At 73.3% G+C, this 24,888-nt stretch carries 23 protein-coding genes; 12 read left to right on the top strand and 11 right to left on the bottom strand.

All coding sequences use genetic code 11. The features are described 5' to 3' along the window. Positions 1–87: 87 nt before the first annotated feature. Positions 88–552 (bottom strand): universal stress protein, encoded by a 465-nt coding sequence (locus tag ACH4C6_RS08205; RefSeq protein ID WP_369199112.1) that lies wholly within the window; start codon positions 550–552, stop codon positions 88–90. 109 nt (positions 553–661) lie between these two features. Here ACH4C6_RS08205 and lysX point away from each other — a divergent pair, with 109 nt between their 5' ends. Together lysX and ACH4C6_RS08195 are read left to right on the top strand one after the other, a co-directional pair. Then, positions 662–3,946: a bifunctional lysylphosphatidylglycerol synthetase/lysine--tRNA ligase LysX gene (gene lysX, locus ACH4C6_RS08200; RefSeq protein ID WP_398107699.1), complete on the top strand. Its 3,285-nt coding sequence runs from the start codon at positions 662–664 to the stop codon at positions 3,944–3,946. Between the two features lie 89 nt (positions 3,947–4,035). Continuing rightward, complete coding sequence (locus ACH4C6_RS08195) at positions 4,036–4,881, top strand: polysaccharide deacetylase family protein (protein WP_398107698.1); 846 nt, start codon at positions 4,036–4,038, stop codon at positions 4,879–4,881. Positions 4,882–4,917: 36 nt separating this feature from the next. Here the strand turns inward: ACH4C6_RS08195 and ACH4C6_RS08190 are convergent, their stop codons facing one another. After that, positions 4,918–5,586 carry a class F sortase gene (locus ACH4C6_RS08190; protein WP_398107697.1) on the bottom strand — a complete coding sequence of 223 codons (669 nt, stop codon included), beginning with the start codon at positions 5,584–5,586 and terminating at the stop codon, positions 4,918–4,920. Positions 5,587–5,939: 353 nt separating this feature from the next. Here ACH4C6_RS08190 and ACH4C6_RS08185 point away from each other — a divergent pair, with 353 nt between their 5' ends. Beyond that, positions 5,940–6,599, top strand: coding sequence for a hypothetical protein (locus ACH4C6_RS08185; RefSeq protein WP_398107696.1), 660 nt, complete (start codon positions 5,940–5,942; stop codon positions 6,597–6,599). 110 nt (positions 6,600–6,709) lie between these two features. On the opposite strand, the gene ACH4C6_RS08180 is transcribed toward ACH4C6_RS08185, so the two are convergent. From ACH4C6_RS08180 to ACH4C6_RS08170, 3 genes are all read right to left on the bottom strand, one after another. After that, positions 6,710–7,243 (bottom strand): hypothetical protein, encoded by a 534-nt coding sequence (locus ACH4C6_RS08180; RefSeq protein ID WP_398107695.1) that lies wholly within the window; start codon positions 7,241–7,243, stop codon positions 6,710–6,712. 227 nt (positions 7,244–7,470) lie between these two features. Further along, positions 7,471–8,235, bottom strand: a complete 765-nt coding sequence (locus ACH4C6_RS08175) for a DUF4239 domain-containing protein (RefSeq protein ID WP_398107694.1) — start codon at positions 8,233–8,235, stop codon at positions 7,471–7,473. A gap of 21 nt (positions 8,236–8,256) precedes the next feature. Then, positions 8,257–8,388, bottom strand: a complete 132-nt coding sequence (locus tag ACH4C6_RS08170) for a hypothetical protein (protein WP_333936356.1) — start codon at positions 8,386–8,388, stop codon at positions 8,257–8,259. An 851-nt stretch (positions 8,389–9,239) separates the two neighbouring features. On the opposite strand from ACH4C6_RS08170, the gene ACH4C6_RS08165 reads away from it, so the two are divergent. From ACH4C6_RS08165 to ACH4C6_RS08155, 3 genes are all read left to right on the top strand, one after another. Next, on the top strand, positions 9,240–10,220 hold the full coding sequence (locus ACH4C6_RS08165; protein WP_398107693.1) for an SCO0930 family lipoprotein: 981 nt from the start codon (positions 9,240–9,242) through the stop codon (positions 10,218–10,220). 274 nt (positions 10,221–10,494) lie between these two features. Then, a complete protein-coding gene (locus tag ACH4C6_RS08160) occupies positions 10,495–11,307 on the top strand; it encodes an SAM-dependent methyltransferase (protein ID WP_398107692.1) in 813 nt (270 codons plus the stop codon). Next, positions 11,304–13,445, top strand: a complete 2,142-nt coding sequence (locus tag ACH4C6_RS08155) for a putative bifunctional diguanylate cyclase/phosphodiesterase (RefSeq protein WP_398107691.1) — start codon at positions 11,304–11,306, stop codon at positions 13,443–13,445. The genes ACH4C6_RS08160 and ACH4C6_RS08155 overlap by 4 nt, the downstream gene beginning before the upstream one ends. A gap of 120 nt (positions 13,446–13,565) precedes the next feature. On the opposite strand, the gene ACH4C6_RS08150 is transcribed toward ACH4C6_RS08155, so the two are convergent. Continuing rightward, positions 13,566–14,450: a LysR family transcriptional regulator gene (locus ACH4C6_RS08150; protein ID WP_398107690.1), complete on the bottom strand. Its 885-nt coding sequence runs from the start codon at positions 14,448–14,450 to the stop codon at positions 13,566–13,568. 130 nt (positions 14,451–14,580) lie between these two features. Here ACH4C6_RS08150 and ACH4C6_RS08145 point away from each other — a divergent pair, with 130 nt between their 5' ends. Genes ACH4C6_RS08145 through ACH4C6_RS08135 form a run of 3 tightly spaced genes read left to right on the top strand, consistent with a single transcriptional unit; the run spans position 14,581 to position 17,943 of the window. Continuing rightward, the gene (locus ACH4C6_RS08145) at positions 14,581–15,249 is read left to right on the top strand and encodes a succinate dehydrogenase (protein WP_398107937.1); all 669 of its coding nucleotides are present in this window, start codon (positions 14,581–14,583) and stop codon (positions 15,247–15,249) included. 1 nt (position 15,250) lies between these two features. Beyond that, on the top strand, positions 15,251–17,200 hold the full coding sequence (locus ACH4C6_RS08140; RefSeq protein WP_398107689.1) for a fumarate reductase/succinate dehydrogenase flavoprotein subunit: 1,950 nt from the start codon (positions 15,251–15,253) through the stop codon (positions 17,198–17,200). After that, positions 17,197–17,943, top strand: a complete 747-nt coding sequence (locus ACH4C6_RS08135) for a succinate dehydrogenase/fumarate reductase iron-sulfur subunit (protein ID WP_398107688.1) — start codon at positions 17,197–17,199, stop codon at positions 17,941–17,943. Before ACH4C6_RS08140 ends, ACH4C6_RS08135 begins: the two co-directional genes overlap by 4 nt. Positions 17,944–18,123: 180 nt before the next feature. On the opposite strand, the gene ACH4C6_RS08130 is transcribed toward ACH4C6_RS08135, so the two are convergent. Next, positions 18,124–18,444 (bottom strand): gas vesicle protein, encoded by a 321-nt coding sequence (locus ACH4C6_RS08130; RefSeq protein WP_398107687.1) that lies wholly within the window; start codon positions 18,442–18,444, stop codon positions 18,124–18,126. A 193-nt stretch (positions 18,445–18,637) separates the two neighbouring features. Here ACH4C6_RS08130 and ACH4C6_RS08125 point away from each other — a divergent pair, with 193 nt between their 5' ends. Next, positions 18,638–19,405 carry a GNAT family N-acetyltransferase gene (locus ACH4C6_RS08125; protein WP_398107686.1) on the top strand — a complete coding sequence of 256 codons (768 nt, stop codon included), beginning with the start codon at positions 18,638–18,640 and terminating at the stop codon, positions 19,403–19,405. After that, positions 19,402–20,217 carry a lysophospholipid acyltransferase family protein gene (locus ACH4C6_RS08120; RefSeq protein ID WP_398107685.1) on the top strand — a complete coding sequence of 272 codons (816 nt, stop codon included), beginning with the start codon at positions 19,402–19,404 and terminating at the stop codon, positions 20,215–20,217. The genes ACH4C6_RS08125 and ACH4C6_RS08120 overlap by 4 nt, the downstream gene beginning before the upstream one ends. A 16-nt stretch (positions 20,218–20,233) precedes the next feature. Here the strand turns inward: ACH4C6_RS08120 and ACH4C6_RS08115 are convergent, their stop codons facing one another. From ACH4C6_RS08115 to rpmF, 3 genes are all read right to left on the bottom strand, one after another. Continuing rightward, positions 20,234–22,618 (bottom strand): ATP-binding cassette domain-containing protein, encoded by a 2,385-nt coding sequence (locus ACH4C6_RS08115; protein WP_398107684.1) that lies wholly within the window; start codon positions 22,616–22,618, stop codon positions 20,234–20,236. A gap of 10 nt (positions 22,619–22,628) precedes the next feature. Further along, positions 22,629–23,627 (bottom strand): LLM class flavin-dependent oxidoreductase, encoded by a 999-nt coding sequence (locus ACH4C6_RS08110; protein ID WP_398107683.1) that lies wholly within the window; start codon positions 23,625–23,627, stop codon positions 22,629–22,631. Between the two features lie 67 nt (positions 23,628–23,694). Then, positions 23,695–23,865 (bottom strand): 50S ribosomal protein L32, encoded by a 171-nt coding sequence (gene rpmF, locus ACH4C6_RS08105; RefSeq protein ID WP_398107682.1) that lies wholly within the window; start codon positions 23,863–23,865, stop codon positions 23,695–23,697. Positions 23,866–23,984: 119 nt separating this feature from the next. Here rpmF and ACH4C6_RS08100 point away from each other — a divergent pair, with 119 nt between their 5' ends. Further along, on the top strand, positions 23,985–24,479 hold the full coding sequence (locus tag ACH4C6_RS08100; RefSeq protein ID WP_398107681.1) for a hypothetical protein: 495 nt from the start codon (positions 23,985–23,987) through the stop codon (positions 24,477–24,479). Positions 24,480–24,518: 39 nt separating this feature from the next. Here the strand turns inward: ACH4C6_RS08100 and ACH4C6_RS08095 are convergent, their stop codons facing one another. Then, complete coding sequence (locus ACH4C6_RS08095) at positions 24,519–24,734, bottom strand: dodecin (protein WP_398107680.1); 216 nt, start codon at positions 24,732–24,734, stop codon at positions 24,519–24,521. Between the last annotated feature and the right edge of the window lie 154 nt (positions 24,735–24,888).

Genomic DNA, 24,888 nt, shown 5'->3' with positions numbered 1-24,888 from the left:
CGGCAATCGGCTGACGGCGGATCATGATGGCCCAGCAGGACGCCCGACGGAAGACACCACGCGCAGGCGGATCCCGCGGGCGGGTCCTTACGGCACCACCGTCACCGGCCAGCGTCCCGCCTTCACCAGACGGACCGCCACCGAGCCCACGATGCGGTGGCCCGCCTGCTCCGAGGCGCCCACCACCACGGCGTCCGCCTTCAGCTCGTCGGCCGCCTTCACCAGACCGTTGTAGGGATCGCCGCGGAAGGTGTGGAACTCCCAGCGGACCTCGAATATCCCCTTGAGCCGTTCGGCGGCCTCCCGGATGTGCGCCACCAGCTCCTCGGCGATCTCGTCGGTCGTCTCGGCCACCGGCGCGCCGAGCGCGGCCCCCGCCGCCAGCACCGGCTGCACGTACACCACCGCGAGCAGAGCGTTCTGCCGCCGTGCCAGGCCACCGGCGTAGGCGGCGGCCCGCAGGGAGGAGTCGGAGCCGTCCACCCCGACCACGATGACCTTCGGCCCGTCCGTGCCCCGCTCGAACCGAGAGGAGTGCTGCTGTTCCGTCACGTGGCGAGGCTATCGAAGGGCGTATCCGGCACCGGCAGGCGGGAGCCGCTGAGGGGCACGCACCGCTCTCGAGGGGCGAGGTCGCCCGGGTGTTCCTACAGTCGAAAGCATGAGCGTCATCGCGGACACCGGGACGGCCGAGGACACCACCGGTCCGATACGCCCGCCCCACCGGGCCCACGGCCTCCTCAGCCGGGTACCCCAGGGCTTCGCGGTCTGCTTCGGCGCACTCGGCCTGCTGTGCGCCCTGCTCGCCGTCATCCCGCCGCTGCGCGCCGCGCTGCGCCCCCTGGTGCACTTCCTGGACCTGCTGCTCGTCCCGGTCAGCGCCAACCTCGCCTACGCGGTCTTCCTCTTCCTGCTCGCCGCCGCCACCGGGGCGCGCAAGAAGGTCGCCTGGTGGCTGGTGGTGGTCTACCTCGGCCTGCTGGTCCTCACCGACATCCTCGGCATGGCCGTCGGCGAGTTCGCCGAGTCCGTCCCCTCCTTCGTGGTGTGCGGCCTGGCCCTCGTCCTGCTGATCGTCGCCCGCCGCGAGTTCTACGCCGCCTCACGCCGCGCCGCCGTCCGCCGGGCCCTCGCCGTCCTGGTCGCCGGCCTCGCCGTGGCGACCCTCGTCGGCTGGGGCCTGGTGGAGGCCTTTCCCGGCACCCTGCCCAGCGGGCAGCGGCTGGCGTGGGCCGCGAACCGCGTCTGCGGCGGACTCGTCCCCGCCGGGAGCTTCGACGGCCGCCCGCCGCACGCCCTGTCCTTCCTCCTCGGCCTGTTCGGCGCGCTGGCCCTGCTGAACGCGGCGGCCACCCTGTTCCGCTCCCAGCGCCTGGAAGCCGCCCTGCACGACGACGAGGAGGCCCGCATCCGCGCCCTCCTCGCCCGCTACGGCGACCAGGACTCCCTCGGCTACTTCGCCACCCGCCGCGACAAGGCCGTCGTCTTCTCACCCAGCGGCAAGGCCGCCGTCACCTACCGCGTCGAGGCCGGCGTGTGCCTGGCCAGCGGCGACCCGGTGGGCGACCGGGAGGCCTGGCCGCACGCGATCGCCGCCTGGCAGGACGTGGCCCGCCGCCACGCCTGGGTCCCGGCCGTCATGGGCGCCTCCGAGGAGGGCGCCCGGGCCTTCGTCCGCGCCGGGCTCGGCGCCCTGCAACTCGGTGACGAGGCGATCCTGCACGTCCTCGACTTCGACCTCGACGGCCGCGACATGCGCGTCACCCGCCAGGCCGTCAACCGCGTCCGCCGCCTCGGCGTGACCTGCCGCGTCCGCCGCCACTCCACCCTCACCGAGGAGGAGATGCGGCAGCTCGTCGAACGGGCCGACGCCTGGCGCGACACCGAGACCGAGCGCGGCTTCTCCATGGCCCTGGACCGCCTCGGCGACCCCGCCGACGGCGACTGCCTGCTCGCCGAGGCGATGGACGAGCATGGGCGCCTCCTCGCCATCCAGTCCTTCGTCCCCTGGGGCAGGGACGGCGTCTCCCTGGACCTGATGCGCCGTGACCGGGAGGCCCCCAACGGCGTCATGGAGTTCATGGTCGCCGAACTGTGCGCCGCCGCCCCCAAGCTGGGCGTGCGCAAGGTCTCCCTGAACTTCGCCGTGTTCCGCTCGGTGTTCGAGGAGGGCGCCCGCATCGGGGCGGGGCCGGTGCTCCGACTGTGGCGCAGACTGCTGCTGTTCTTCTCCAAGTGGTGGCAGCTGGAGGCCCTGTACCGCTCCAACGCCAAGTACCGCCCCGAGTGGTACCCCCGCTTCCTGTGCTACGCGGAGGCCGCCTCCCTCGCGAAGGTCGGCCTCGCCTCCGGCATCGCCGAGGGGTTCGTCTCCGTACCGTCGATGCGCAAGCTGTGGGGAAAGGGGCACCCGAGGAACGGGCAGCGGCCCGCCACGACCGAAGGGCTGCCGTCGCTGGCGGCGCTCGGTCTCGACGGAGGGGACGGGACCGGGCCCGCCGACCCCCAGGACGCCCTGCCCGACCAGGTCCGCGTCCGCCACCGCAAGCTCGACCGGCTGCGCGCCGACGGCACCGACCCCTACCCGGTGGACATCCCCGCCCGCACCCACACCCTCGCCGAGGTGGAGCCGGGCCAAGACGTCACCGTCGCCGGGCGCATCATGCTGGTCCGCGACTTCGGCGGCATCGTCTTCGCCGTCCTGCGCGACTGGTCCGGCGACCACCAGCTCGCCCTCACCCGCGACCGCTCCGGCCCCGCCCTGGACCGCTTCACCGCCGACACCGACATCGGCGACCACATCACCGCCACCGGCCACGCCGGCGTCAGCGACCACGGCGAACCCACCGTCTTCGTCACCTCCTGGCAGCTCACCGGCAAGTGCCTGCGCCCGCTGCCCGACAAGCGCCGCGGCCTGGCCGACCCCGAGGCCAAGGTCCGCATGCGCTACCTGGACCTCGCCGCCAGCCCCGCCGCCCGCGACGTGGTCCGCGCCCGCTCCACCGCCGTCCAGGCGGTGCGCCAGGGCCTGCTGGCACGCGGCTACCTCGAGGTCGAGACCCCGGTGCTCCAGCAGATCCACGGCGGCGCCAACGCCCGCCCCTTCACTACCCACATCAACGCCTACGACCTCGACCTCTACCTGCGCATCGCCCCCGAGCTGTACCTCAAGCGGCTGTGCGTGGGCGGCATGGAGAAGGTCTTCGAGATGGGCCGCACCTTCCGCAACGAGGGCACGGACTACAAGCACAACCCCGAGTTCACCATCCTGGAGGCCTACCAGGCGTACGCCGACTACGACGTGATGCTCGACCTCGTGCGCGAGCTGATCCAGGAGGCCGCCACCGCCGCCTTCGGCAGGCCCGTCGCCCGCAAGGACGGCCGGGAGTACGACATCTCCGGCCCGTGGCCCGTCAAGACCGTCTACGGCGCCGTCAGCGAGGCCCTCGGCGAGGAGATCCACCCCGGCACCGGCGTCGAGACCCTCAAGCGCCTGTGCGACGGCGCCGGGGTGCCGTACGTCGCCGACGACGGCCACGGCGACATCGTCCTGGAGATGTACGAGCGGCTGGTGGAGGAGCGGACCGGGCTGCCCACCTTCTACAAGGACTTCCCGACCGAGGTCTCCCCGCTGACCCGGCAGCACCGCACCGACCCGCGCCTGGCCGAACGCTGGGACCTGGTCGCCTTCGGCACGGAACTGGGCACCGCCTACTCGGAACTCACCGACCCGGTCGAGCAGCGCCGCCGCCTCACCGCCCAGTCGCTGCTCGCCGCCGGGGGCGACCCCGAGGCCATGGAGCTCGACGAGGACTTCCTCGACGCCCTGGAGTACGCGATGCCGCCCACCGGCGGACTCGGCATCGGCGTCGACCGGCTCGTCATGTTCCTCACCGGCCTCACGATCCGCGAGACCCTGCCCTTCCCGCTGGTGCGCCGGCGCTGACCCGACTGCGTGGGCCGGACGGGTGAAACCGTGCCGCCACACCGGTGTTGCGCAGGTGCGTCGGCCTTCGGCCGGGCGACTGATACGTCATGAAGAAGGATCAGTTGCTCTCCCGGCTGCTCACCCGGCGCCGGGCGTTGATCGCGGGCGCCGGAGCCGTGGGAGCGGCCGCCACCGCCGGGGTGTTCACGGCGGTCACCGGGGACCCGCCCACCGGATCCGCCCCGGCCGCGGGGCCCCCGGCCCGCCGGGCTCCCCACTCCTCCGCGTACCGCCTCCAGCCGCTCACCGGCTACGGCCCCCCGCGCGCCGCGCCCCGCCGGACCCTGGTACGCCGCGAACCGATGCTGCGCGTGTCCGGACGCGGCCGCACCATGGTGCTGACCTTCGACGACGGCCCCGACCCCCGCTACACCCCCCACATCCTGGACACCCTCGCCGAGTACGACGTGCGCGCGATGTTCTTCGTGTGCGGCGAGATGGCCGTGGACAACAAGAAGCTGCTCGCGCGGATGAGCGACGAGGGGCACGTCGTCGGCAACCACACCTGGTCCCACCCCCTGCTGACCGGGCTCACCCGCCGGCAGATCCGCTCCGAGATGGAACGCACCAGCGACGTCATCGCGAACGCCTGCGGGGACCGCCCCGAGTGGTTCCGCGCCCCCTACGGCGCCTGGAACCGCGCTGCCTTCCAACTCGGCGCCGACCTCGGCATGGAACCGCTCGCGTGGACCGTCGACACGCTCGACTGGACCACCCCCGGCACCCCCTCCATCGTGCAGCGCGTCGAGAAGGGCGCCGCCCCCGGCGTCGTGGTGCTCTCCCACGACGCCGGGGGCGACCGCTCCCAGAGTGTCCGCGCCCTGCGGCGCTACCTGCCCCAACTGCTCGACTCCGGCTACCACGTCACCGTGCCGCGGCGGCACTACGCCTAGCGCGGCACGGGCCTTCGCCCGCCCGGCGGGGTGCGCTCAGCGCACCTCGACCATGCGGGCGAAGGCCACGACGTTGCCCGCGTAGCCGTCCTGCTCGGTGAAGCCGCCCCCGCAGGTGATGACCCGCAGTTCCGCGGCGCCCTTGGAGCCGTAGACCCGGTCGCCGGGGAAGTCGTCCTTCGCGAACACCTCGACGCCGTAGATCTCGAACACGGCCGTCCTGCCGTCCTGCCGGGCGATCTCGACGCGGTTGCCCTTCTTCAGCGCCCCCAGCCCGTAGAACACGGCGGGGCCCTGCTGGTTGTCGACGTGGCCCACGACGACCGCCGTGCCCTTCTCGCCGGGGGTGACGGCGCCGGTGAACCAGCCGGCCAGGTTGGGGTCCTCGGGCGGGGGCGCGCCGACCCAGCCGTCGGCGTCCAGACCCACCGGGATGATCGGCGCGTCGACCTGGATGGCCGGGATGCCGACCCGGGCCGGGACGGCGTAGGGCAGGGGCTTCACGGTCCCCGCGAAGGTGTCCCCGGGCACCCGGGTGTCGGCGGCGGCCGCCGTGGCCGGCTGGGGCGGCCCCTCGTCGAACTCTCCCGAACCATTCCGAATGAGCGCGAGGCCGGTGAGCAGAACAAGCGCTATCACGCCCCACGGGGCGCGCTTCTTCCGCCGGGCCTCCTCTTCCGCCGCGGCCAGCTCGGACGCAGACATGGGCCATCCCCTCTCGACGCGGCCGTCGCCGGGTCAATCGCGCATATCCAGCACGCTAAGTGCCGCGCCGGAAACCGGCGACGGGGCGACGGCGAACGGGTGGCCGCGCCGTGCGGGAGGCGTCCCGGCACGCTGAGGTGCGCCATCCGAGTTGCCGCGGCGAGAGAATTTCCAACGCGCTGTGACCTGCGGTGATGTCCCTCCGCGTGGTGGTCCGGCGACGCCTTCGCTCACCAGGACGGACCATTCCCGAAATGCGGCTCGGGGCGCGGCAACTGACTGTCTTTCTGGGAGGCGCTTTCTCGCCGATCTACCGGGGAACGGGTCCCGGGGCGTCTTCCGCGGAGGATCACATGCGTAACACTCGTGCTCTGGCGGTGGCCGGCGCGGCAGTGGCCGCCCTCGGTCTGTCGGCTCCCGCGGCCATGGCGTGGGACACCCCCAGCAACATCGTCGCCCTGCCCGGCGTCATCGCCCGGGGCGGGCAGCTGACCATCACCGTCGACGGCTGCCGCAACGGCGGTACGGCGACCTCCAACGCGTTCGCGCCGACCCGGCTGTCGCCCGTCCACCACGGCGGCAAGGGGAACGAGAGCGACCGGAGCGGCGGTGGCAACGGGGACGGTCGGGGCACCGGCGGCAACGGCGACGGTCAGGGCTCTGGCGGCAACGGGGACGGACGGGGCACCGGCGGCAACGGGGACGGTCGGGGCACCGGCGGCAATGGCGACGGGCGGGGCACCGGCGGCGGCAACGACACCGCGCGGGGCACCGCCATCATCAACAGCAACGCCCGCCCGGGCTCGTACGACATCACCGTGACCTGCAACGGCCGGACGCTAACCAAGCCGCAGGCCTTCACCGTCATCGGCGGCGTCCGCGGCGGCATCGGCGGCAGCAGCACCACCGGTGCGACCCCGACCGACATGGCCATCGGCGGCGGCCTGGTGGCCGCGGCGGTCGTCGGCGGCGGTGTCTTCTGGATGCGCCGCCGGGCCGAGCGGCACGCCTGACGCCTCGGCGTCCGTCCCCGCCACGAGGCGCGCACGTGAACGGTCGCCGCCCCGGGCCCCCCTCGCCGGGAGGTCCCGGGGCGGCGTTCCGCGCGGCACGCGCACCTCGCTCAGCCCGCGTCCTCGTCCGTGCGCCGGCGGGAGAAGTGGTAGGCGGCCCCCAGCGATCCGGCGATCAGCGCCGCGCCCAGGCCGATGTTCCGGACGTCGAACCCGGCGACGGTGCCGCCCTCACCCGCGTGCACGCCCTTCGGGTGGCGCGAGTGGTGAGTGGGGTGCTCGGTGGGGTGGTGCGTCGGACGGCCCCCGGCGATGATCAGGCGCGCCGTGCCGCTCGACTCGTCGCACGCGAACTCCACGTCGTAGATCGCGCCGGGCCTGGCGTCCCGGTCGACCACGGCCCTGGCCCGTGACTCGTGCCGCGGGATGGTCACCAGGTCGAAGACCGGCGAGTTGACCGCCGCCTCCCCCCGGCAGGCGTGGTTGCGCTCGACGTACACGGTGACCCGGCCGCCCGGTTCGACCACCGACGGCTCCACGCCGAAGCGGAAGTCGGGCCGCATGGCCGCGTCCGCGGGAGGCATGCAGGAGGTCAGGGCGCCGGCGCCCAGCAGTACGGCCGAAGCGACGTGTATCGCGCGCATGGTGTTCCCTCCGGGTCCTCGAAGCGCAGCCGCGGACCGGTTCCGCTCATGTCACACCTGCACCTCGATGCCCGAAACGCTAGGAAGGCACGGACGGGTGCGCGATCCCCGTAGTGCGAACGGGGGAACGGTGTGGGCCGTACGGGGGAACGCCGCGCGTACGGCCGGGGGACGGCGACGGCGTGTCGCGCGCCCCCCGGCCGGTGCGCGTGGTGGGGGAGGAGCCGTCAGTCCCCCGCCCCCGGGAAGAGGTTCAGGAAGGGCTCCGCCGAGGCCGCGACCCCCCTGCTGTACGGGCTGTCGAAGTCCCAGATCAGGAACAGCAGGAAGGCGATCAGCGCGGAGAACAGCCCGGCGAGGATCAGCTCGCGCGCCGTTCTGCGGATCTGCAGGACGAAGATCATCCCGATGGTGACGACGGCTCCGGCGACCAGCCCGAACCACACCACGCCCGGCATGGTCTCCCCGGTCGACTCCGCCCGGGAGATCCGCGCCTGGCTGGCCGCGGTCACCTGGTCGACGAGCGGCTGGTAGGCCTGCGCCTCGAAGTCCGTCGCCGGTTCGTAGTCCGTGACGTCCTGGCGGATCCGCGCGAACAGCTCGTCGCCGCGCTCGGTGACCTCGCCCCGGTCGGCCATGGCGTCCCACTCCGTGGTGACGACGTGGCTGACATAGGCCTGGACGTCCTCCCGGATGCGGTCGCGCTCCTCGGGCGGGTAGACCCGGACGCGCTCGGAGATCTCGTGCAGTGCGGTCGCCTCGGCCTGGACGTGGTCCTGGGCGGCACTGCGGCCCTCCCAGACACCGGCGATCGCCAGTCCCAGGACGATGGCGTAGACCACGCCGATCCACATCGTCATGTACTCGATGACGTCCGGGGTCTCGCTGGGGTCCTCGTCCTCGGCCGCCCTGCGGTGCCGGACGAGGGTGATGACGACCACCACGGCACCGGCGGCCAGCATCGCGAGGGTGAGAACAAGCCATTCCGGCAAGGGGTGCCTCCAGGTTCGGGATCAGCGCGCGCGGAGCGCGGCGACGGCGACCACCGCGGGCACCGTGACGAGCAGGACGAAGGTGAGCGGCGACATGGCGCCGTTCGCGGGCCGGGGTCGCGGCGGGGCGGCGCGGTAGCGCGGGTAGTGCACCGGCGCCGCGGACGGAGCCGGGGCCGGGGTGGCCGACGGGGCCGGCGCCGGGGGAGCGGGTGGCGGCGGCACCGGTCGCGGGGCCGGCCGGGGCGGTGGCGCCTCGGGAGGCGGCGCGGGCGCGGGCGGCGGTACGGGCTTCGCCGTGGGCTTCGGGGGCGGGGGAGGCGGCACCGGGGGCGGCTTCGGCGACGGCGGCGGGGTGGGGCGCGGCGTCGGCGTGGGAGTCGGCTTCGGCGGAGGGGGCGTCGGCGTGGGCGTGGGCGTCGGTTCGCAGGGGGGAGGGGGAGGAGGCGGCGGGGGCGGGGTGGGTGTGGGACACGGCCAGGTCCGGCTGCCGGCGATCGCCACCGCCTCGACGCCGTCCGGTCCCGTCGAGGCGTACGCGCAGGCGTCTGCCTCCGCCACGCCGGCCGGTGCGCCCACGAGCGTCCAGGTCAGCGTCACCACCGCCAAGGCCCGTGCGGCAAGGGCGGGTTGGTTCGAGAGGGATCCATGCACGTCGAAGATCATGAGCCCTGTGCCGCCGGGACGCGCCGGGGCGCAAGGGGATTGCCCCGAAAGGAGGACATCCGTGGCGCATCGGTTTGATCGGCCGTCCCTCGTACGGCGTCCGGGACGCACGGGTGTGCGGTGGGGCTCGCAGGTGTGTGCGGATGTCCGCGGGAGTGTGCCGGGGTTTTCCGGGGGTGTGTGCCGGGTTGTCCGGGGGGCGTGTGCCGGGTTCTCCGGGGGCCGCGGAAAGAATTTCGGCCCGCCGTTGAACACACCCGCTGCCCCCGTGCGTACTCATGGCCGTGCGGCGGCGCAGCAGGGCGCTGCAACACCCTTGTGATCTTGGGGAGTTGACGATGAAGACCTCCTGGCGGAGCGCCTCACTCGTGGCGAGCGCCGCGGCGGTCCTGGCGCTGACGACGGCGTGCGGTCAGGACAGCCCACCGGCGGCCAGCCAGAACGTGGGCGCCACGGCCGCGCCCGGAGACTACGGCAGCATCGGCGCCGGCGCGGGCGGCAGCGCGAGCCCCCAGCCGGCCGCGCCCAGCCCGTCCGGCCTGTCGAACCCCGCGGGCAAGCTGTCGGTCTCCACCGCCGACGAGATCGGCAAGGTCGTCACCGACAGCCTCGGCCTCACCCTGTACCGCTTCGACCAGGACGCCGACAAGCCGCCCAAGTCGAACTGCGACGGCGACTGCGCCAAGACGTGGCCGCCCGTGCCGGCGGACGACGCCGAGGCCGGCGAGGGAATCGCCAAGTCGCTGCTCGGCTCGGTCACCCGTGCCGACGGCACCAAGCAGCTCACGGTCGGCGGCTGGCCCGCCTACCGCTACGCCAAGGACGTCAACGCCGGTGACGTCAAGGGCCAGGGTGTGGGCGGCAAGTGGTACGCCCTCGCCCCCGACGGCAAGAAGGCGCAGGGCGGCGGGAGCGGGGCCGGCGACGGCGGGAGCGGGGCCGGCGACCTGGCCGGCCTGTCCACCCGCAAGGACTCCGAGCTCGGCGAGATCGTCGTCGACAAGAACGGCATGACCGTCTACCGCTTCATGAAGGACGAGGCCTGGCCCAAGCCCGTGTCGAACTGCGAGGGCGCGTGCCTGGAGAAGTGGCCGCTGGTGGAGCCCGTCGACTTCGCCGACACCAAGGGCATCCAGAAGAAGGGCTACATGATCTTCGACCGGGCCGACGGCAAGGGCAAGCAGCAGACGATCAACTGCTCGCCGATCTACACCTTCGCCGGGGACAAGGCACCTGGTGACACCAACGGCCAGGGGGTGGGCGGCACCTGGTACGCCGTCCGGCCCGACGGGAAGCCGGTCGGCGCCCCGGCGAAGTAGCGAAACCTCCCCAGGGTTGCTCGTCGTCCACCTGGGGTGCCGACCCGGTCCGCCTCTCCGTACCCCACGGAGAGGCGGACCTTTCTGCCGTGCCGGGGATCTTCCGGGCGCGCGGCGTCATATGTTCATGGGGCATGCGGACGGGTATCAATTCGGCACGTGCCGCAGGCAGTGACCGGGAACGGATGGTCAATTTCCGTTTCGGGTCGCTCCATTGGCGGGCGATCAGTAGCCTCTGCTCGAACACCGGATCGCCTACGCCTTGGAGAGATAGATGGAGCGTCCCGCCTGGGCCCCACGGAGCATCGACATCTCGGTGCCCAGCGTCTCCCGGATGTACGACTACTACCTGGGCGGATCACACAACTTCGAGGTCGACCGGGAAGCGGCCCGCAGGGCCATGGAGTTCATGCCGGGGCTCCCCAAGATCATGCAGGCGAACCGGGCGTTCATGCGCCGCGCCGTGCGCCACGCGGCCGCCGAGGGCATCGGCCAGTTCCTGGACATCGGCTCCGGCATCCCCACCTTCGGCAACGTGCACGAGGTGGCGCAGGCCGCCCGCCCGGGCGCCCGCGTGGTGTACTTCGACCACGACCCGGTGGCCGTGGCGCACAGCCAGGCGGTCCTGGAGGGCAACGAGGACGCGGGCGTCGTCGCCGCGGACCTCCTCAAGCCGCAGGAGATCCTGCGCAGTACCGAGGTGGAGCGGCTGATCGACCTGAATCGGCCAGTGGCGCTGCTCCTCGTTGCCATACTGCATTTCGTGGAGGACGAGGACGACCCGTACGGGGCGGTGCGCGAACTGACCGAGGCGCTCGCGCCCGGCAGCATGCTCGTGCTCACCCACGCCTCCTACGAGGGGGTCCCCTTGCCGCCGGAGCGGGCCGGGGGCGCGGTGGACGTGTACGAGGACATCCGCAACCCGCTGATCATGCGCTCGCGCGAGGAGATCGCGCGGTTCTTCGAAGGGTACGACATGGTGGAACCCGGACTGGTGGCGATGCCGCGCTGGCGGCCCGACACCGCACCGGAGGACGAGGATCCGTACGCGTTCTCCGGGTTCGCGGGCGTGGGGCGTACGGCGTGACCGCGGAACCGGACGGGCCGGAGGACAGACTCCGCCGGTTCGCGACGATCTGGAGCCGAGCGGTCTTTCCCGTCACCTCGACGTCGTCGACCCGGACCGAGTTCGAGGCGCACCTGCTGCCGCTGGCGCGGACGTTGAGCGAGGCCCTGCGGGCCCGGGCCTTCGACGCGGAGGCGGGCCGCAGCGTCGGCGCGGAGCTCGTGCACGCGCACTGCACCGACCCCGAGGCGCTCAGCCGCACCCTGGACTGCGTGGACGCCTACCTCGTCCTGTACTGCGGCGGCGACGGCGACCAGGAGGACCTGCGGGCCAGGTGCTCCCGCTTGCAGCACGCGATGGCGGCCGGCTTCGCGCGGGCCCTGCGCGAACGGACCCTGGCGGAGCAGGAGTCCATCGCCCAGGCGGCCCTGGAGGCGCAGGGCGTGGTGGCGCAGGCCCTGCACGCGAGCGAGGCGCGGTTCCGTGCCGTGTTCGAGGGCGCGGCCATAGGCATCGGCATCGCCGACCTCGACGGGAACATCCTCCAGGTCAACGGTGCGCTGCTGCGCATGTTCGGCGTCTCCGAGCACGTCCTGCGCACCCGCAGCGTCAAGGAGTGGACCCACCCCGACGACGCCCCCCAGACCTGGCGCCTGTACGACGAACTCGTCCGCGGCGAACGGGAGCACTACCACCTGGAGAAGGCGTTCTACCGCCCCGACGGCACGGTCCTGTGGACCAACCTGACGGTCTCCCTGCTGCGCGACGCCGACGGCAGCCCGCAGTACCAGCTCGCCCTCATGGAGGACACCACCGAGCGCCGGCTGCTGAACCTGCGGCTGCGCTACGAGGCGACCCACGACGCGCTGACCGGGCTGCCGAACCGCACGTTCTTCTTCGAGCGCCTGGAGAAGGCACTGGGCGCCGGGGCGGGCCAGCGGTTCGGGCTGTGCTACCTCGACCTGGACGGGTTCAAGACCGTCAACGACAGCCTCGGGCACGCCGCCGGCGACCGGCTGCTGGTGGAGGTCGCCGATCGGCTGCAGTCCTGTGTCACGGCCCCCGGCGAGATGGTCGCACGGCTGGGCGGCGACGAGTTCGTCGCCCTGACCACCGGCCCCGACACCCAGCGCGAGGTCGACGAGCTCGCCGGGCGCATCATGAACGCGCTCCTCGCGCCGATCAGTGTCGACGGCCGCGAGCTGACCGTGCGGGGCAGCATCGGCATCGTCGAGGGCCCGGCCGGCGAGCGCAGCCCGGCAGAGGTGCTGCGCAGCGCGGACATCACCATGTACCGGGCCAAGTCGGCGGGCGGCAACCGCTGGGAGCTGGCCGACCCGGAGGCCGACGCCCGCGCCATCACCCGGCACGGGCTGACCACGGCACTGCCGACGGCGCTGGAGCGCGGCGAGTTCTTCATCGAGTACCAGCCGCTGGTGCACCTCGGCGACGGCAGCGTGCGGGGCGCGGAGGCGCTGGTGCGCTGGCTGCACCCGCAGCACGGGGTGCTCGGGCCGGACCGGTTCATCCCGCTCGCCGAGCACACCGGGCTGATCGTGCCGCTGGGGCGCTGGGTGCTGGAGCAGTCGGTGCGGCAGGCACGGGAGTGGCGGGAACTGCACGGCGGCGAGGACGCCGGGCCGCTGCGGATCAACGTCAACCTCTCGCCGTGCCAGCTGACCCACCCGGCGCTGGTGCAGGACACCGTCGACATCCTGGAGCGCACCGGTGTCGCCCCGGACGCGCTCTGCCTGGAGGTCACCGAGTCGGCGCTCATCGGGGCGGACGACGACCTGCTGAAGCCGCTGCGGCGGCTGGCCGAGATGGGCGTCGACATCGCCCTGGACGACTTCGGTACGGGCTACTCCAACCTCGCCAACCTCCGCCGCCTGCCGGTCAGCATCCTGAAGCTCGACCGGTCCTTCACGCAGAGCATGCAGCAGTTCCCCGCGGACCCCGTCGACCTCAAGATCGTCGAGGGGATCGTCTCGCTGGCGCACAGCCTGGACCTCGCGGTGACGGTGGAGGGGGTGGAGACGGGAGCCCAGGCCGAGCAGCTCCGCGTCCTCGGCTGCGACACGGCCCAGGGCTGGTACTACGCCCGCCCGGGCCCGCCCGAGCGGCTGCACGACCTGGCGCTGGTGGACGCGACGGGATGAGCGCCCCCGGGGGGCGCGGGAACCGCGCCTTCGGGGGCGCGGGGAACTGCGCGAACCACCACGACGGTCCCGCACCCCCTCATGGCGTTCACCACCGCGGCGCTCCCGGGCGCGACCGCCTCACCGCTCCAGCAGCACCCGCTGAAGCTCCCGCGCCGCCCGGGGCGGGGCCACGTCGCTGCGGTGGGCGAGCGCGATCGTCCGGTGCAGGCCCGGCCGGGCCAGCGGGGTCACCCTGAGGCCGCCACCGGAGCGGGCCGCCACCATCCGGGGCACCACGGCGGCGCCGAGCCCGGCCCGGACGAAGCCCAGGACCGCGTCCATCTCGCCGCCCTCCACCGCGAAGTCCGGCTCGAAGCCCTCGGCGCGGCATGCGGCCACGGTCAGTTCGCGCAGGTCGTAGCCGTGCCGGAACATCACCAGACGCTCGCCCTCCAGGTCGGCGATCCGCACGGTGCGCCGGCCTCGCGCGGGCCCGGGCGTGTCCGGTGAGGAGACCACCACCAGGTCCTCGCGCAGCAGCTCCACCGTGGTCAGGGCGGGGGAGGGCGTGGGCAGGGGCAGGACGACCAGCGCCAGGTCCAGCGCGCCCCGCGCCAGCTCCCGCACCAGGTCGTGCGAGCCGCCCTCCTCGATCAGCAGCCGGATGCCGGGGTAGCGGTCGTGGAAGGCCCGCAGCACGTCCGGGAGCAGACCCGTGCACAGGCTCGGCGTGGCCCCGAGCCGGACCCGGCCCCGGCGCAGCTGCACCAGCTCCTGCACCTCGTGCCGGGCCGTGTCCGCGTCGGCGAGGATGCGCCGGGCCAGCGGCAGCAGCGCCTCACCGGCGTCCGTCAGCGTGATGTTGCCCCGCGCCCGCAGGAACAGATCGGCGCCCAGTTCCCGCTCCAGTGCCTTGATCTGCTGCGACAGCGACGGCTGCGCCACGTGGACCAGATCGGCCGCGCGCGTGAAGTGCCGGGTCTCCGCGACGGCGACGAAGTACTGGAGCTGCTGGAACTGCATACGCCCAGCATAGACGCACGATAGGTGCCAGCTATCGAAACCAGCCGGACCATGTCTTGGACCGATCCCCATGCGTCCGCCTAACGTGCCTGCCATGGCACTGGCAACGCGGACGGACCGGCGGACGTCCTTGGCACGCACCGTGTGGGACTCCACCGTCGGCAAGAAGACCGTGATGGCGGTCAGCGGCCTGATCATGCTGCTGTACCTGGTCGCCCACATGATCGGAAACCTGAAGATCTTCTTCGGGGCCGGCGAGTTCGACCACTACGCCCACTGGCTGCGCACCGTCGGCGAGCCGTTCATGCACTACGAGTGGACGCTCTGGCTGATCCGCGTCGTCCTGGTGATCGCCGTCGTGGCCCATGCGGTGTGCGCGTACCAGCTCAGCCGCCGCGACATCCGGGCCCGGCCGAGCAAGTACGCGCACCGGAAACCGCGGGCCTCCTACGCCACCCGCACCATGCGGTGGGGCGGGGTCATCCTCGGGCTGTTCATCGTCTGGCACCTGCTCGACCTGACGACCGGCACGGTGCACCCCGGGTTCCGGCCCGGCCATCCGTACCAGAACGTCGTGGACACCTTCTCCACCTGGTACGGCAACGTCGTCTACATCGTCGCGATGCTCGCGCTCGGCCTGCACGTGCGGCACGGCTTCTGGAGCGCCGCACAGACCCTCGGCGCCGGCAGCCGCACCCGCGACCGTGCCCTGAAGGCCGCTGCCGACGTCCTCGCGCTGCTGCTCACGGCCGGCTTCATCGCCGTCCCCGTGGGCGTCATGACCGGAGTGGTGAGCTGACATGACTTCCTACGCCGACTACACGACCGGGGAGCCGGTCACCGACACCAAGGCCCCGGCCGGCCCCGTCCACGAACGCTGGGACAGGCGCCGCTTCGAGGCGAAGCTGGTCAACCCCGCCAACCGGCGCAAGCACACCGTGATCGTCGTGGGCACCGGTCTCGCCGGCGGCTCCGCCGGGGCCACCCTCGCCGAACAGGGCTACCACGTCGTCCAGTTCTGCTACCAGGACTCGCCCCGCCGCGCCCACTCCATCGCCGCACAGGGCGGCATCAACGCCGCGAAGAACTACCGCAACGACGGCGACTCCGTCCACCGGCTGTTCTACGACACCGTCAAGGGCGGCGACTTCCGCGCCCGCGAGTCCAACGTGCACCGCCTCGCCCAGATCTCGGTCGAGATCATCGACCAGTGCGTCGCCCAGGGCGTGCCCTTCGCCCGCGAGTACGGCGGACTGCTCGACACCCGCTCGTTCGGCGGCGTGCAGGTGTCCCGCACCTTCTACGCCCGCGGCCAGACGGGCCAGCAGCTCCTCCTCGGCGCCTACCAGGCCCTCAGCCGGCAGATCGCCGCGGGCAACGTGGAGATGCACCCCCGCACCGAGATGCTCGACCTGATCGTCGTCGACGGGCGGGCGCGCGGCATCGTGGCCAGGGACCTGATCACCGGGAAGATCGACACCTACTTCGCGGACGCGGTGGTGCTGGCCTCCGGCGGTTACGGCAACGTCTTCTACCTGTCGACGAACGCCATGAACTCCAACGCCACCGCGATCTGGCGGGCCCACCGGCGCGGCGCCCACTTCGCCAACCCCTGCTTCACACAGATCCACCCCACCTGCATCCCGCGCACCGGCGACCACCAGTCCAAGCTGACGCTGATGAGCGAGTCGCTGCGCAACGACGGCCGCATCTGGGTGCCGAAGGCCAAGGGCGACGATCGGCCGCCGGCCGAGATCCCCGAGGACGAGCGCGACTACTACCTGGAGCGCATCTACCCGTCCTTCGGCAACCTCGTGCCGCGCGACATCGCCTCCCGCGCCGCGAAGAACGTCTGCGACGAGGGACGCGGCGTCGGCCCCGGCGGGCAGGGCGTCTACCTCGACTTCGCCGACGCCATCGCCCGCATGGGCCGCCAGGCCGTCGAGGCCAAGTACGGCAACCTCTTCGACATGTACCAGCGGATCACCGACGAGGATCCGTACCGGGTGCCCATGCGGATCTACCCGGCCGTGCACTACACGATGGGCGGACTGTGGGTCGACTACGACCTGCAGACCACGGTCCCCGGGCTGTTCGCCATCGGCGAGGCCAACTTCTCCGACCACGGGGCCAACCGGCTCGGCGCCTCGGCCCTGATGCAGGGCCTGGCCGACGGCTACTTCGTGCTGCCGGCGACCATCAACGACTACCTGGCCCGCAACCCCCACCACGACACGGTGGACGACGAACACCCCGTCGTCCAGGAGGCGCTGGCCGAGACCCAGGACCGGCTGAACCTGCTGCTGTCCGTCGAGGGCGACCGCACCCCCGACTCCTTCCACCGCGAACTGGGCGAACTGATGTGGGAGTTCTGCGGCATGGCGCGCAGCGACGCGGGCCTGCGCAAGGCCCTGGAGCGCATCCCGCAGATCCGCGAGGAGTTCTGGCGGCGCATCAGGGTCCCCGGCACCGGCGAGGAGTTCAACCAGTCGCTGGAGAAGGCCAACCGCATCGTCGACTACCTGGAACTGGCCGAGCTGATGTGCCTCGACGCCCTGCACCGCGAGGAGTCCTGCGGCGGCCACTTCCGCGAGGAGTCCCAGACACCCGACGGCGAGGCCGCCCGCCGGGACGAGGAGTTCGCGTACGCGGCCGCCTGGGAGTTCACCGGCACCGGCGAGGCACCGGTCCTGCACAAGGAAGACCTGGTCTTCGAGTACGTCCACCCCACCCAGCGGAGCTACGCATGAAGCTCACCCTGCGCGTCTGGCGGCAGAAGAACGCCGACGCCGACGGCACGATGTCCACGTACGAGGTGGACGGGATCTCGCCCGACATGTCCTTCCTGGAGATGCTCGACACGCTCAACGAGGAACTCATCGTCCAGGGCGAGGACCCCGTCGCCTTCGACCACGACTGCCGCGAGGGCATCTGCGGCGCGTGCTCGCTCGTCATCAACGGCGACGCGCACGGACCCGAGCGCACCACCACCTGCCAGCTGCACATGCGGTCCTTCCGGGACGGCGACACCATCGACGTCGAGCCGTGGCGGGCGTCCGCCTTCCCGGTGATCAAGGACCTCGTCGTGGACCGGTCGGCCCTCGACCGGATCATCCAGGCCGGGGGATACATCACCGCCCCGACCGGCTCGGCACCCGAGGCCCACGCCACGCCCGTGCCCAAGCCCGACGCCGACCTCGCCTTCGAGCACGCCGAGTGCATCGGCTGCGGGGCGTGCGTGGCGGCCTGCCCCAACGGCGCGGCCATGCTCTTCACCTCCGCCAAGATCAACCATCTCAACGTGCTGCCGCAGGGGGCGCCCGAGCGCGAGACGCGGGTGCTGGACATGGTGGAGCAGATGGACGACGAGGGGTTCGGCGGCTGCACCCTCGCCGGGGAGTGCGCCACCGCCTGCCCCAAGGGGATTCCGCTCATGTCCATCACCAGCATGAACAAGGAGTGGCTGCGGGCCGCGCGCAAGGTGAAGCGGTAGCGGGACGGCATCGAGACGTTCGCCGGTGAGTGCGGACGGGCGGGACCGGGAGAGGTGCTCCTCCCGGTCCCGTCTCGTGACCGGGGCCGGTCGTGCGGCGGCCGCGGTGCAGGCGGCCCTTCCGGCCGGCCGGCCGTCACCGGTCCCGGGCCCGGCCGTCACCGGTCCCGGGCCCGGCCGTCACCGGTCCCGGGCGCCGCGCCAGTAGCGCGCGACCCGGCGGTACTGCACCAGCTCACCCTCCCGGTCCAGCTCCACCCGGTACGTGGCGAGCAGACTGGTGGTGTCGGGGACGCGCGCCAGTTCCAGCACGTCGACGTCGACGATCCAGCCGCCGTCCTCGCCGGGGCGCACCGCGGAGACTCCTTCCAGGCGCCGGCCGATCAGTTCGGTCAGCGCCCGGGCGGCACGCCGGGCGGCGTCCCCGGCCCCGCGCACGGCCGGCCGACGCCCGGCGGACGGCGAACCGCCCTCCCGCTTCCGGCCCTTGGGTTCTGTCATGTGCCCCACTCTCGCCCGGGCGGCGCACGCGCGCGTGTGCTGCTGGGCCATCCGGGCCCCGCCCGCGGAGGTGAGCCGTTCAGCAACCCCACATCCCCGCTCCCCGCCCGCGACACGCGGCGGTCAGCCTGGATCGGGACAACAGGGAACGGCGGCACCGCCCGCCGCCCCCGGCCCGTGACCAGGAGAAGCCATGACCGGCGCACTGACCGTCGAACGCCCCGCCCAGCCCACGGCCCCCGCCCGCTACACCGTCCGTCTCGCCCGGACCGAGGACGACGTGCGCGCCGCCCAGCGGCTGCGGCACGACGTCTTCGCCGGGGAGCTGGGCGCGCTGCTTCCCGGCCCGCAACCCGGCCTGGACACCGACGCGTTCGACGCCTACTGCGACCACCTCCTCGTGCGCGAGGAGACGACCGGGCAGGTCGTCGGCACCTACCGGCTGCTGCCGCCGGAGCGCGCGGCCGTCGCCGGACGGCTGTACGGCGAGGGCGAGTTCGACCTCGCCGCACTGGACGGCATACGGTCGCAGCTGGTCGAGGTCGGCCGCTCCTGCGTGCACCCGGACCACCGCGGCGGCGCCGTCATCGGTCTCATCTGGGCCGGCATCGCCCGCTACATGACCGACCGGGGCCACGAGTGGCTCGCCGGGTGCTGCTCCGTCCCGCTGGCCGACGGCGGCACGCTCGCCTCCGCCGCCTGGGACCGGGTGAGCACCAGGCACCTGTCGCCGCCCGAGCTGCGGGTCCGTCCGCTGCTGCCCTGGACGCCCGGCCCGGCACCGGCCGACCGGGTCGAACTCCCCGCCCTGCTGCGCGGATACCTGCGCCTCGGCGCCTGGGTGTGCGGCGCGCCCGCCCACGACCCGGACTTCGGCGTGGCCGACCTGTTCGTGCTGCTGCCGATGAGCCGGGTCGACCCCCGCTACCTGAAGCACTTCCTCTCCCTCGCCCCCGCGTGACGAGCGCCTGGCTGCCCACCGCGCCCTGCTCGCCCCGGACCTGCGTGGAGACGACGCCGGCGGCCGCCCGGGCCGTCCCGCGCGCCGTGCTGCGGCTGACCGGCGTGGCCCTGCTGCTCCTGGCCGGTGCGGCCCTGTCCCCGCTCGCCGCGCGGCTGCCGGAGGCCGCCGTGCGGCGGTGGTGCCGGTGGATCGTGCGGGCCGCGGGGGTACGGGTCCGCATCACCGGCGGCCCCGCCCCCGCCGGGGGGTTGCTGCTGGTCGCCAACCACATCTCCTGGCTGGATGTCCCGCTGCTGGCCGCGGTCCGCCCCGCCCGGATGCTGGCCAAGACGGAGGTGCGGCACTGGCCCCTCGCCGGTGCGCTGGCCGCGCGCGGCGGCACCCTGTTCATCGACCGGGACCGGCTGCGCGCCCTGCCGGACACCGTCGCCCGCATCGCCGGCGCGCTGCGCGAGGGCGCCGCGATCGCGGCCTTCCCCGAGGGCAGCACCTGGTGCGGCCGGGCCCAGGGCCCCTTCCGCCGGGCCGTCTTCCAGGCGGCCCTGGACGCCGGTGTACCCGTCCAGCCGGTACGGATCGCCTACCGGCTCGGTCCCGCGACGGCCTGCACCGCCCCCGCGTTCGTCGGCGACGACACGCTGATCGCCTCCGTGTGGCGGGTGCTGACCTCCCGCGGCCTGGTCGCGGAGGTCGAGGTGCGGCCCGCGATCCCCCCGGGCGGTGTTCCCGACCGCCGCGCACTCGCCCGCGCGGCGCAGCAGCACCCCGGGCCGGCACCCGCCGGGACGCATGCGGTGCTCGTCGCGTAGGGAAGGACCGGCCCGGCTACGGGGTGCCCGACAGCGTGCGGGACAGGTACGGGGCGGTCCGGCTGCCCGGCGCGGCCGCCACCCGCGACGGCGGCCCGGCCGCCACGATCCGCCCGCCCGCGTCGCCGCCGCCCGGACCCAGGTCGACCACCCAGTCCGCGCCCGCCACGACGGACATGTCGTGCTCCACGACGATCACGGTGTTCCCGGCGTCGACCAGGCCGTGCAACTGGCGCATCAGGACGTCCACATCGGCCGGGTGCAGGCCCGTGGTGGGCTCGTCGAGCAGGTAGAGCGTGTGGCCGCGCCTGCCGCGCTGGAGTTCGCTCGCCAGCTTGATGCGCTGCGCCTCACCGCCGGACAGCTCGGTCGCGGGCTGCCCGAGGCGCAGATAGCCCAGCCCCACGTCGAGCAGGGTGCGAAGACTCCTGGCCACGGCCGGGGTGTCCGCGAAGAACTCCGCGGCGCCCTCCACCGTCAGATCCAGCACCTGCGCGATGCTGCGTCCCCGGTACGTCACCTCCAGGGTCGGGGGGTTGTACCGCGCACCCGCGCAGTCCGGGCAGGGTGCGTACGTGCTGGGCAGGAAGAGCAGCTCCACGCTGACGAACCCCTCGCCCTGGCAGGTCTCGCAGCGCCCGCCCGCGACGTTGAAGGAGAACCGGCCGACACCGTACCCCCGGGCCCGTGCCTCGTCGGTGGCCGCGAACACCTTGCGCACGACGTCGAACAGGCCGGTGTAGGTGGCGAGGTTGGAGCGCGGGGTGCGGCCGATCGGCTTCTGGTCGACCGACACCAGCCGGCCCACTCCCTCGGTGTCCTCGCCGATCTCGCCGATGAGGGTGGACTTGCCCGAGCCGGACACACCGGTGACCGCGGTGAACACGCCGAGGGGGAACTCGGCTGTCACGCCCCGCAGGTTGTGCCGTGTGACCGGCCCGATCGTCAGCAGGCCGCTCGGGGTACGGACCGGCCGGGCGGGAACGGGGGAGCGGTCGAAGAGGTAGCGGGCCGTCGCCGACTCGGCCACGGCGGCCAGCCCGGCGACGGGACCGCTGTGCAGGACCCGCCCGCCGTGCTCGCCCGCCCGCGGCCCGACGTCCACCAGCCAGTCGGCGCCCCGCACGACGTCGAGGTGGTGCTCCACCACGAACACCGAGTTCCCGGCGGCCTTCAGCCGTTCCAGCACGGTGATCAGCGCCTCGGTGTCGGCCGGGTGCAGCCCGGCCGACGGCTCGTCGAGGACGTACACGACACCGAACAGGCCGGAGCGCAACTGGGTGGCCAGGCGCAGGCGTTGCAGCTCGCCGGCGGACAGCGTCGGGGTGGCCCGGTCCAGGCTGAGGTAGCCGAGGCCGAGTTCGACGACGGGTGCGATCCGGGAGCGCAGGTCGTCGGTGAGGACCTTGCCCGCCTCGGAACGCGCGTCGAGTGCGGCGGCCAGTTCCACCAGGGGCAGGGCCGCCAGCTCGGCGATGGTCCGTCCGCCGACCGTCACCGCGAGCGCCTCGGGCCGCAGCCGGCTCCCGCCGCAGGCCGGGCAGGGCGCACTGGTCAGGAACCGCTCGGCCTTCGCCCGCAGGGCCGGGCTCCGGGAGTCCGAGAAGGTCTTCATCACGTACCGGTGGGCGCTCATGTAGGTGCCCTGGTACGGCCGTTGGATGCGGTCGGCGTCCCGGACCGGGTGCACGGTCACCACCGGCTGCTCGTCCGTGAACAGGATCCACCGCCGGGCCTGCGCGGGCAGCTCCCGCCACGGCCGGTCCACGTCGTGGCCGAGCGCGTCGAGGATGTCCCGCAGGTTCTTGCCCTGCCAGGCGCCCGGCCAGGCGGCGATCGCGCCCTCGCGGATCGACAGCGACGGGTCGGGGACGAGCAGGTCCTCGCTCGTCCGGTGCACCCGCCCCAGACCGTGGCACTCCGGGCAGGCGCCGGCGGCCGTGTTGGGCGAGAACGCGTCGGAGTCGAGCCGCTCGGCCCCGGGCGGGTAGCTGCCGGCGCGGGAGAACAGCATGCGCAGGGAGTTGGAGAGGTTGGTGACGGTGCCGACCGAGGAGCGCGAGGTGGGGGCGGCGCGGCGCTGCTGGAGCGACACGGCGGGCGGCAGACCGGTGATCTCCGCGACCTTCGGCGCGCCCACCTGGTGGATCAGCCGGCGCGCGTACGGGGCGACCGACTCGAAGTACCGGCGCTGCGCTTCCGCGTAGATCGTGCCGAACGCCAGCGACGACTTCCCCGAGCCGGACACGCCGGTGAACACGGCCAGCACGTCCCGCGGGATGTCCACGTCCACCCCCCGCAGGTTGTGCTCGCGTGCCCCCCGCACACGGACGAACGGATCGTGGGGGACGTCGAGGACGTCGGGGGCGTGGGGGACGTGGGGGCGGTCGGGGTCGTGCATGTCCGCGACTCTAGCCCGAGGTGATCGCGGCCAGCCGCCGGTAGGAGTCCAGCAGGGCGTCGCGATCGTGGGTGCTGGTGGTGACCAGGACCTCCTGGGCGCCGGTCTCCTTCAGCACCGACTCCAGTTCGTGCGCGACCTGCTCCTGCGTGCCGGCGAGGTGACCGGTCAGGCCGGACTCGTACAGGTCGCGCTCCTTGGCGGTCATGCTGCGCGCCTCGACGCGCTCGGCGGGCGGCAGCGGCGGGAAGGTGCCGTGCGTGCGGGAGTACGCCATCGACCAGGCCTCGGGGACCAGCAGCCGCCGGGCCTCCTCCGGGGTCGCGGCCACGGCCACCGTCCCGGAGACGACCACGTAGGGCTCGGCCGCCCAGGGGGAGGGGCGGAAGTGGGCCCGGTAGTGGTCGATGCCGCGCCGCATCCTGTCCCGGTTGCGCAGGTCGCCGATCACCATGGGCAGCCCGAGCCGGGCGGCGACGGCGGCGCCCTCACCCATGGCCAGGACGAACGGCGGCACGGCCAGCCCTTCGGCCGGGCGGGCGTGCACGCTTGTGGGGGAGGTGCCCCGGAACCAGCCGAGCAGCTCCCGCACCTGCCCCTCGAAGTCCTCGGCGTCGTCCTTGCCGCGGCCCAGGGCCCTGCGCACCCCGTCCGTGAACCCGACGGAGCGGCCGAGGCCCATGTCGATGCGCCCGGGGTACAGCGACTCCAGCGCGCCGAACTGCTCGGCGACGACCAGGGGCCTGTGGTTGGGCAGCATCACCCCGCCGGTGCCGACCCGGATGGTCCGGGTGGCGCCCGCGACGGCCGCGGCCAGGACGGTCGGCGCCGATCCGGCGACCCCGGGCACCCCGTGGTGCTCCGACACCCAGAACCGGTGGTAGCCGAGCCGTTCCACCTCGCGCGCGAACCGCACCGTGTCCCGCAGCGCTTCGGGGTGGGTGTGCCCCTCCCGGGTGCGGGAGCGGTCCAGGACGGAGAAGCGGGCCGAGGCGATCAGGGAGCTCACACGAGTGTCAACGCCTCCGGGCCCGCGGCATTCCCGGCTCCGCCCCGACGGTCGCTCCCGGGGCGGGTCAGCCCTCGGGGCGCAGCAGCCCGCGCTCGTACGCCCGGAGAAGGTGTTGCGGGACGAGGTGGCGGACCCCGTCGACGGTGACCGGCACCAGCGTGGGGGCGGTGGCCTTCCACCGGGCGCGGCGGTGGCGGGTGTTGCTGCGGGACGTCTTCCGCTTCGGGACAGCCATGGGACTCCTCCTCGGACACCGCCCGGGCGGGCGGCCCGCCGAGACACTACCTGAAAATGAATCCCATGAGCAAAAAGAGGTCGATGTGCGTCCCCCGGCCGCAGTCCTAAGGTGGGCGTGTGAACGACGCCCCCCGCAAGAGCCCCTTGGCCGTGTTCGATCTCGACAACACCCTCGCCGACACCGCGCACCGGCAGCACTTCCTGGAGAGCCGCCCCAAGGACTGGGACGGCTTCTTCTCGGCGGCGCCGCAGGACGGGCCGCTCATGGAGGGCATCGCGCTGGTCGCGGAGTACGTGCGCCAGTGCGAGATCGTCTACCTCACGGGGCGGCCCGAGCGCTGCCGGCAGGACACGCTGGACTGGCTGGCCGCCCAGGGACTGCCCGAGGGGCGGCTCCACATGCGCGGGGACGCCGACCGCAGGCCCGCCCGGTTCACCAAGCTGCAGACCCTGCGGCGGCTGGCCCGCACCCGCGAGATCCGCGTACTCGTCGACGACGACGAACTGGTCTGCGAGGACGCCCGGCGTGCCGGCTTCACCGTCCTGCGGGCCGACTGGGCGGCCCGCTCCGCCGAGATGAAGGCGGCCCAGGAGCAGGAGGGACGCACCTGACGGCCCCCGCGGGAGCGCACGGGCCCCCGCGGGGGCGGACTACTCCGAGTCCTCCAGGCGGAAGCCCACCTTGAGGCCCACCTGCCAGTGCGCGATCCGCCCCTCCTCGAGCTGGCCGCGCACCTGGGTCACCTCGAACCAGTCCAGGTTGCGCAGGGTCTGCGACGCCCGCTCGACGCCGTTGCGGATGGCCTGGTCGACGCCCTCGTGCGAGGTGCCGACGATCTCGGTGACCCGGTAGGTGTGGTGCGACATGCCGCTGCTCCTCTTCCAGTGACGGGTGTGCCACGCGTCACACCACCGTGCCCCACGCGGCGGGGGGGGGCGGGGCGGGGGGCCCCCCGGAGCCCCCCGCCCCCGGGCCCGCGGGGGGGAGCGGGGCGGGGGCGGGGGGAGCGGGCGACCCCCC

The sequence above is a fragment of the Streptomyces sp. NPDC017943 genome (assembly GCF_044328425.1).
GTDB classification, from domain to species: Bacteria; Actinomycetota; Actinomycetes; order Streptomycetales; family Streptomycetaceae; genus Streptomyces; species Streptomyces djakartensis_A.
The sequence above is the reverse complement of the archived record's forward strand: the minus strand, read 5'-3'. Positions and strand labels throughout refer to the sequence as shown.

Excerpts from the sequence above, each read along its gene's own strand:
- lysX (WP_398107699.1), top strand. The coding sequence starts at position 662 with ATGAGCGTCATCGCGGACACCGGGACGGCCGAGGACACCACCGGTCCG.
- ACH4C6_RS08195 (WP_398107698.1), top strand. The coding sequence starts at position 4,036 with ATGAAGAAGGATCAGTTGCTCTCCCGGCTGCTCACCCGGCGCCGGGCG.
- ACH4C6_RS08190 (WP_398107697.1), bottom strand. The coding sequence starts at position 5,586 with ATGTCTGCGTCCGAGCTGGCCGCGGCGGAAGAGGAGGCCCGGCGGAAG.
- ACH4C6_RS08185 (WP_398107696.1), top strand. The coding sequence starts at position 5,940 with ATGCGTAACACTCGTGCTCTGGCGGTGGCCGGCGCGGCAGTGGCCGCC.
- ACH4C6_RS08180 (WP_398107695.1), bottom strand. The coding sequence starts at position 7,243 with ATGCGCGCGATACACGTCGCTTCGGCCGTACTGCTGGGCGCCGGCGCC.
- ACH4C6_RS08165 (WP_398107693.1), top strand. The coding sequence starts at position 9,240 with ATGAAGACCTCCTGGCGGAGCGCCTCACTCGTGGCGAGCGCCGCGGCG.
- ACH4C6_RS08160 (WP_398107692.1), top strand. The coding sequence starts at position 10,495 with ATGGAGCGTCCCGCCTGGGCCCCACGGAGCATCGACATCTCGGTGCCC.
- ACH4C6_RS08150 (WP_398107690.1), bottom strand. The coding sequence starts at position 14,450 with ATGCAGTTCCAGCAGCTCCAGTACTTCGTCGCCGTCGCGGAGACCCGG.
- ACH4C6_RS08140 (WP_398107689.1), top strand. The coding sequence starts at position 15,251 with ATGACTTCCTACGCCGACTACACGACCGGGGAGCCGGTCACCGACACC.
- ACH4C6_RS08135 (WP_398107688.1), top strand. The coding sequence starts at position 17,197 with ATGAAGCTCACCCTGCGCGTCTGGCGGCAGAAGAACGCCGACGCCGAC.
- ACH4C6_RS08130 (WP_398107687.1), bottom strand. The coding sequence starts at position 18,444 with ATGACAGAACCCAAGGGCCGGAAGCGGGAGGGCGGTTCGCCGTCCGCC.
- ACH4C6_RS08125 (WP_398107686.1), top strand. The coding sequence starts at position 18,638 with ATGACCGGCGCACTGACCGTCGAACGCCCCGCCCAGCCCACGGCCCCC.
- ACH4C6_RS08115 (WP_398107684.1), bottom strand. The coding sequence starts at position 22,618 with ATGCACGACCCCGACCGCCCCCACGTCCCCCACGCCCCCGACGTCCTC.
- rpmF (WP_398107682.1), bottom strand. The coding sequence starts at position 23,865 with ATGGCTGTCCCGAAGCGGAAGACGTCCCGCAGCAACACCCGCCACCGC.
- ACH4C6_RS08095 (WP_398107680.1), bottom strand. The coding sequence starts at position 24,734 with ATGTCGCACCACACCTACCGGGTCACCGAGATCGTCGGCACCTCGCAC.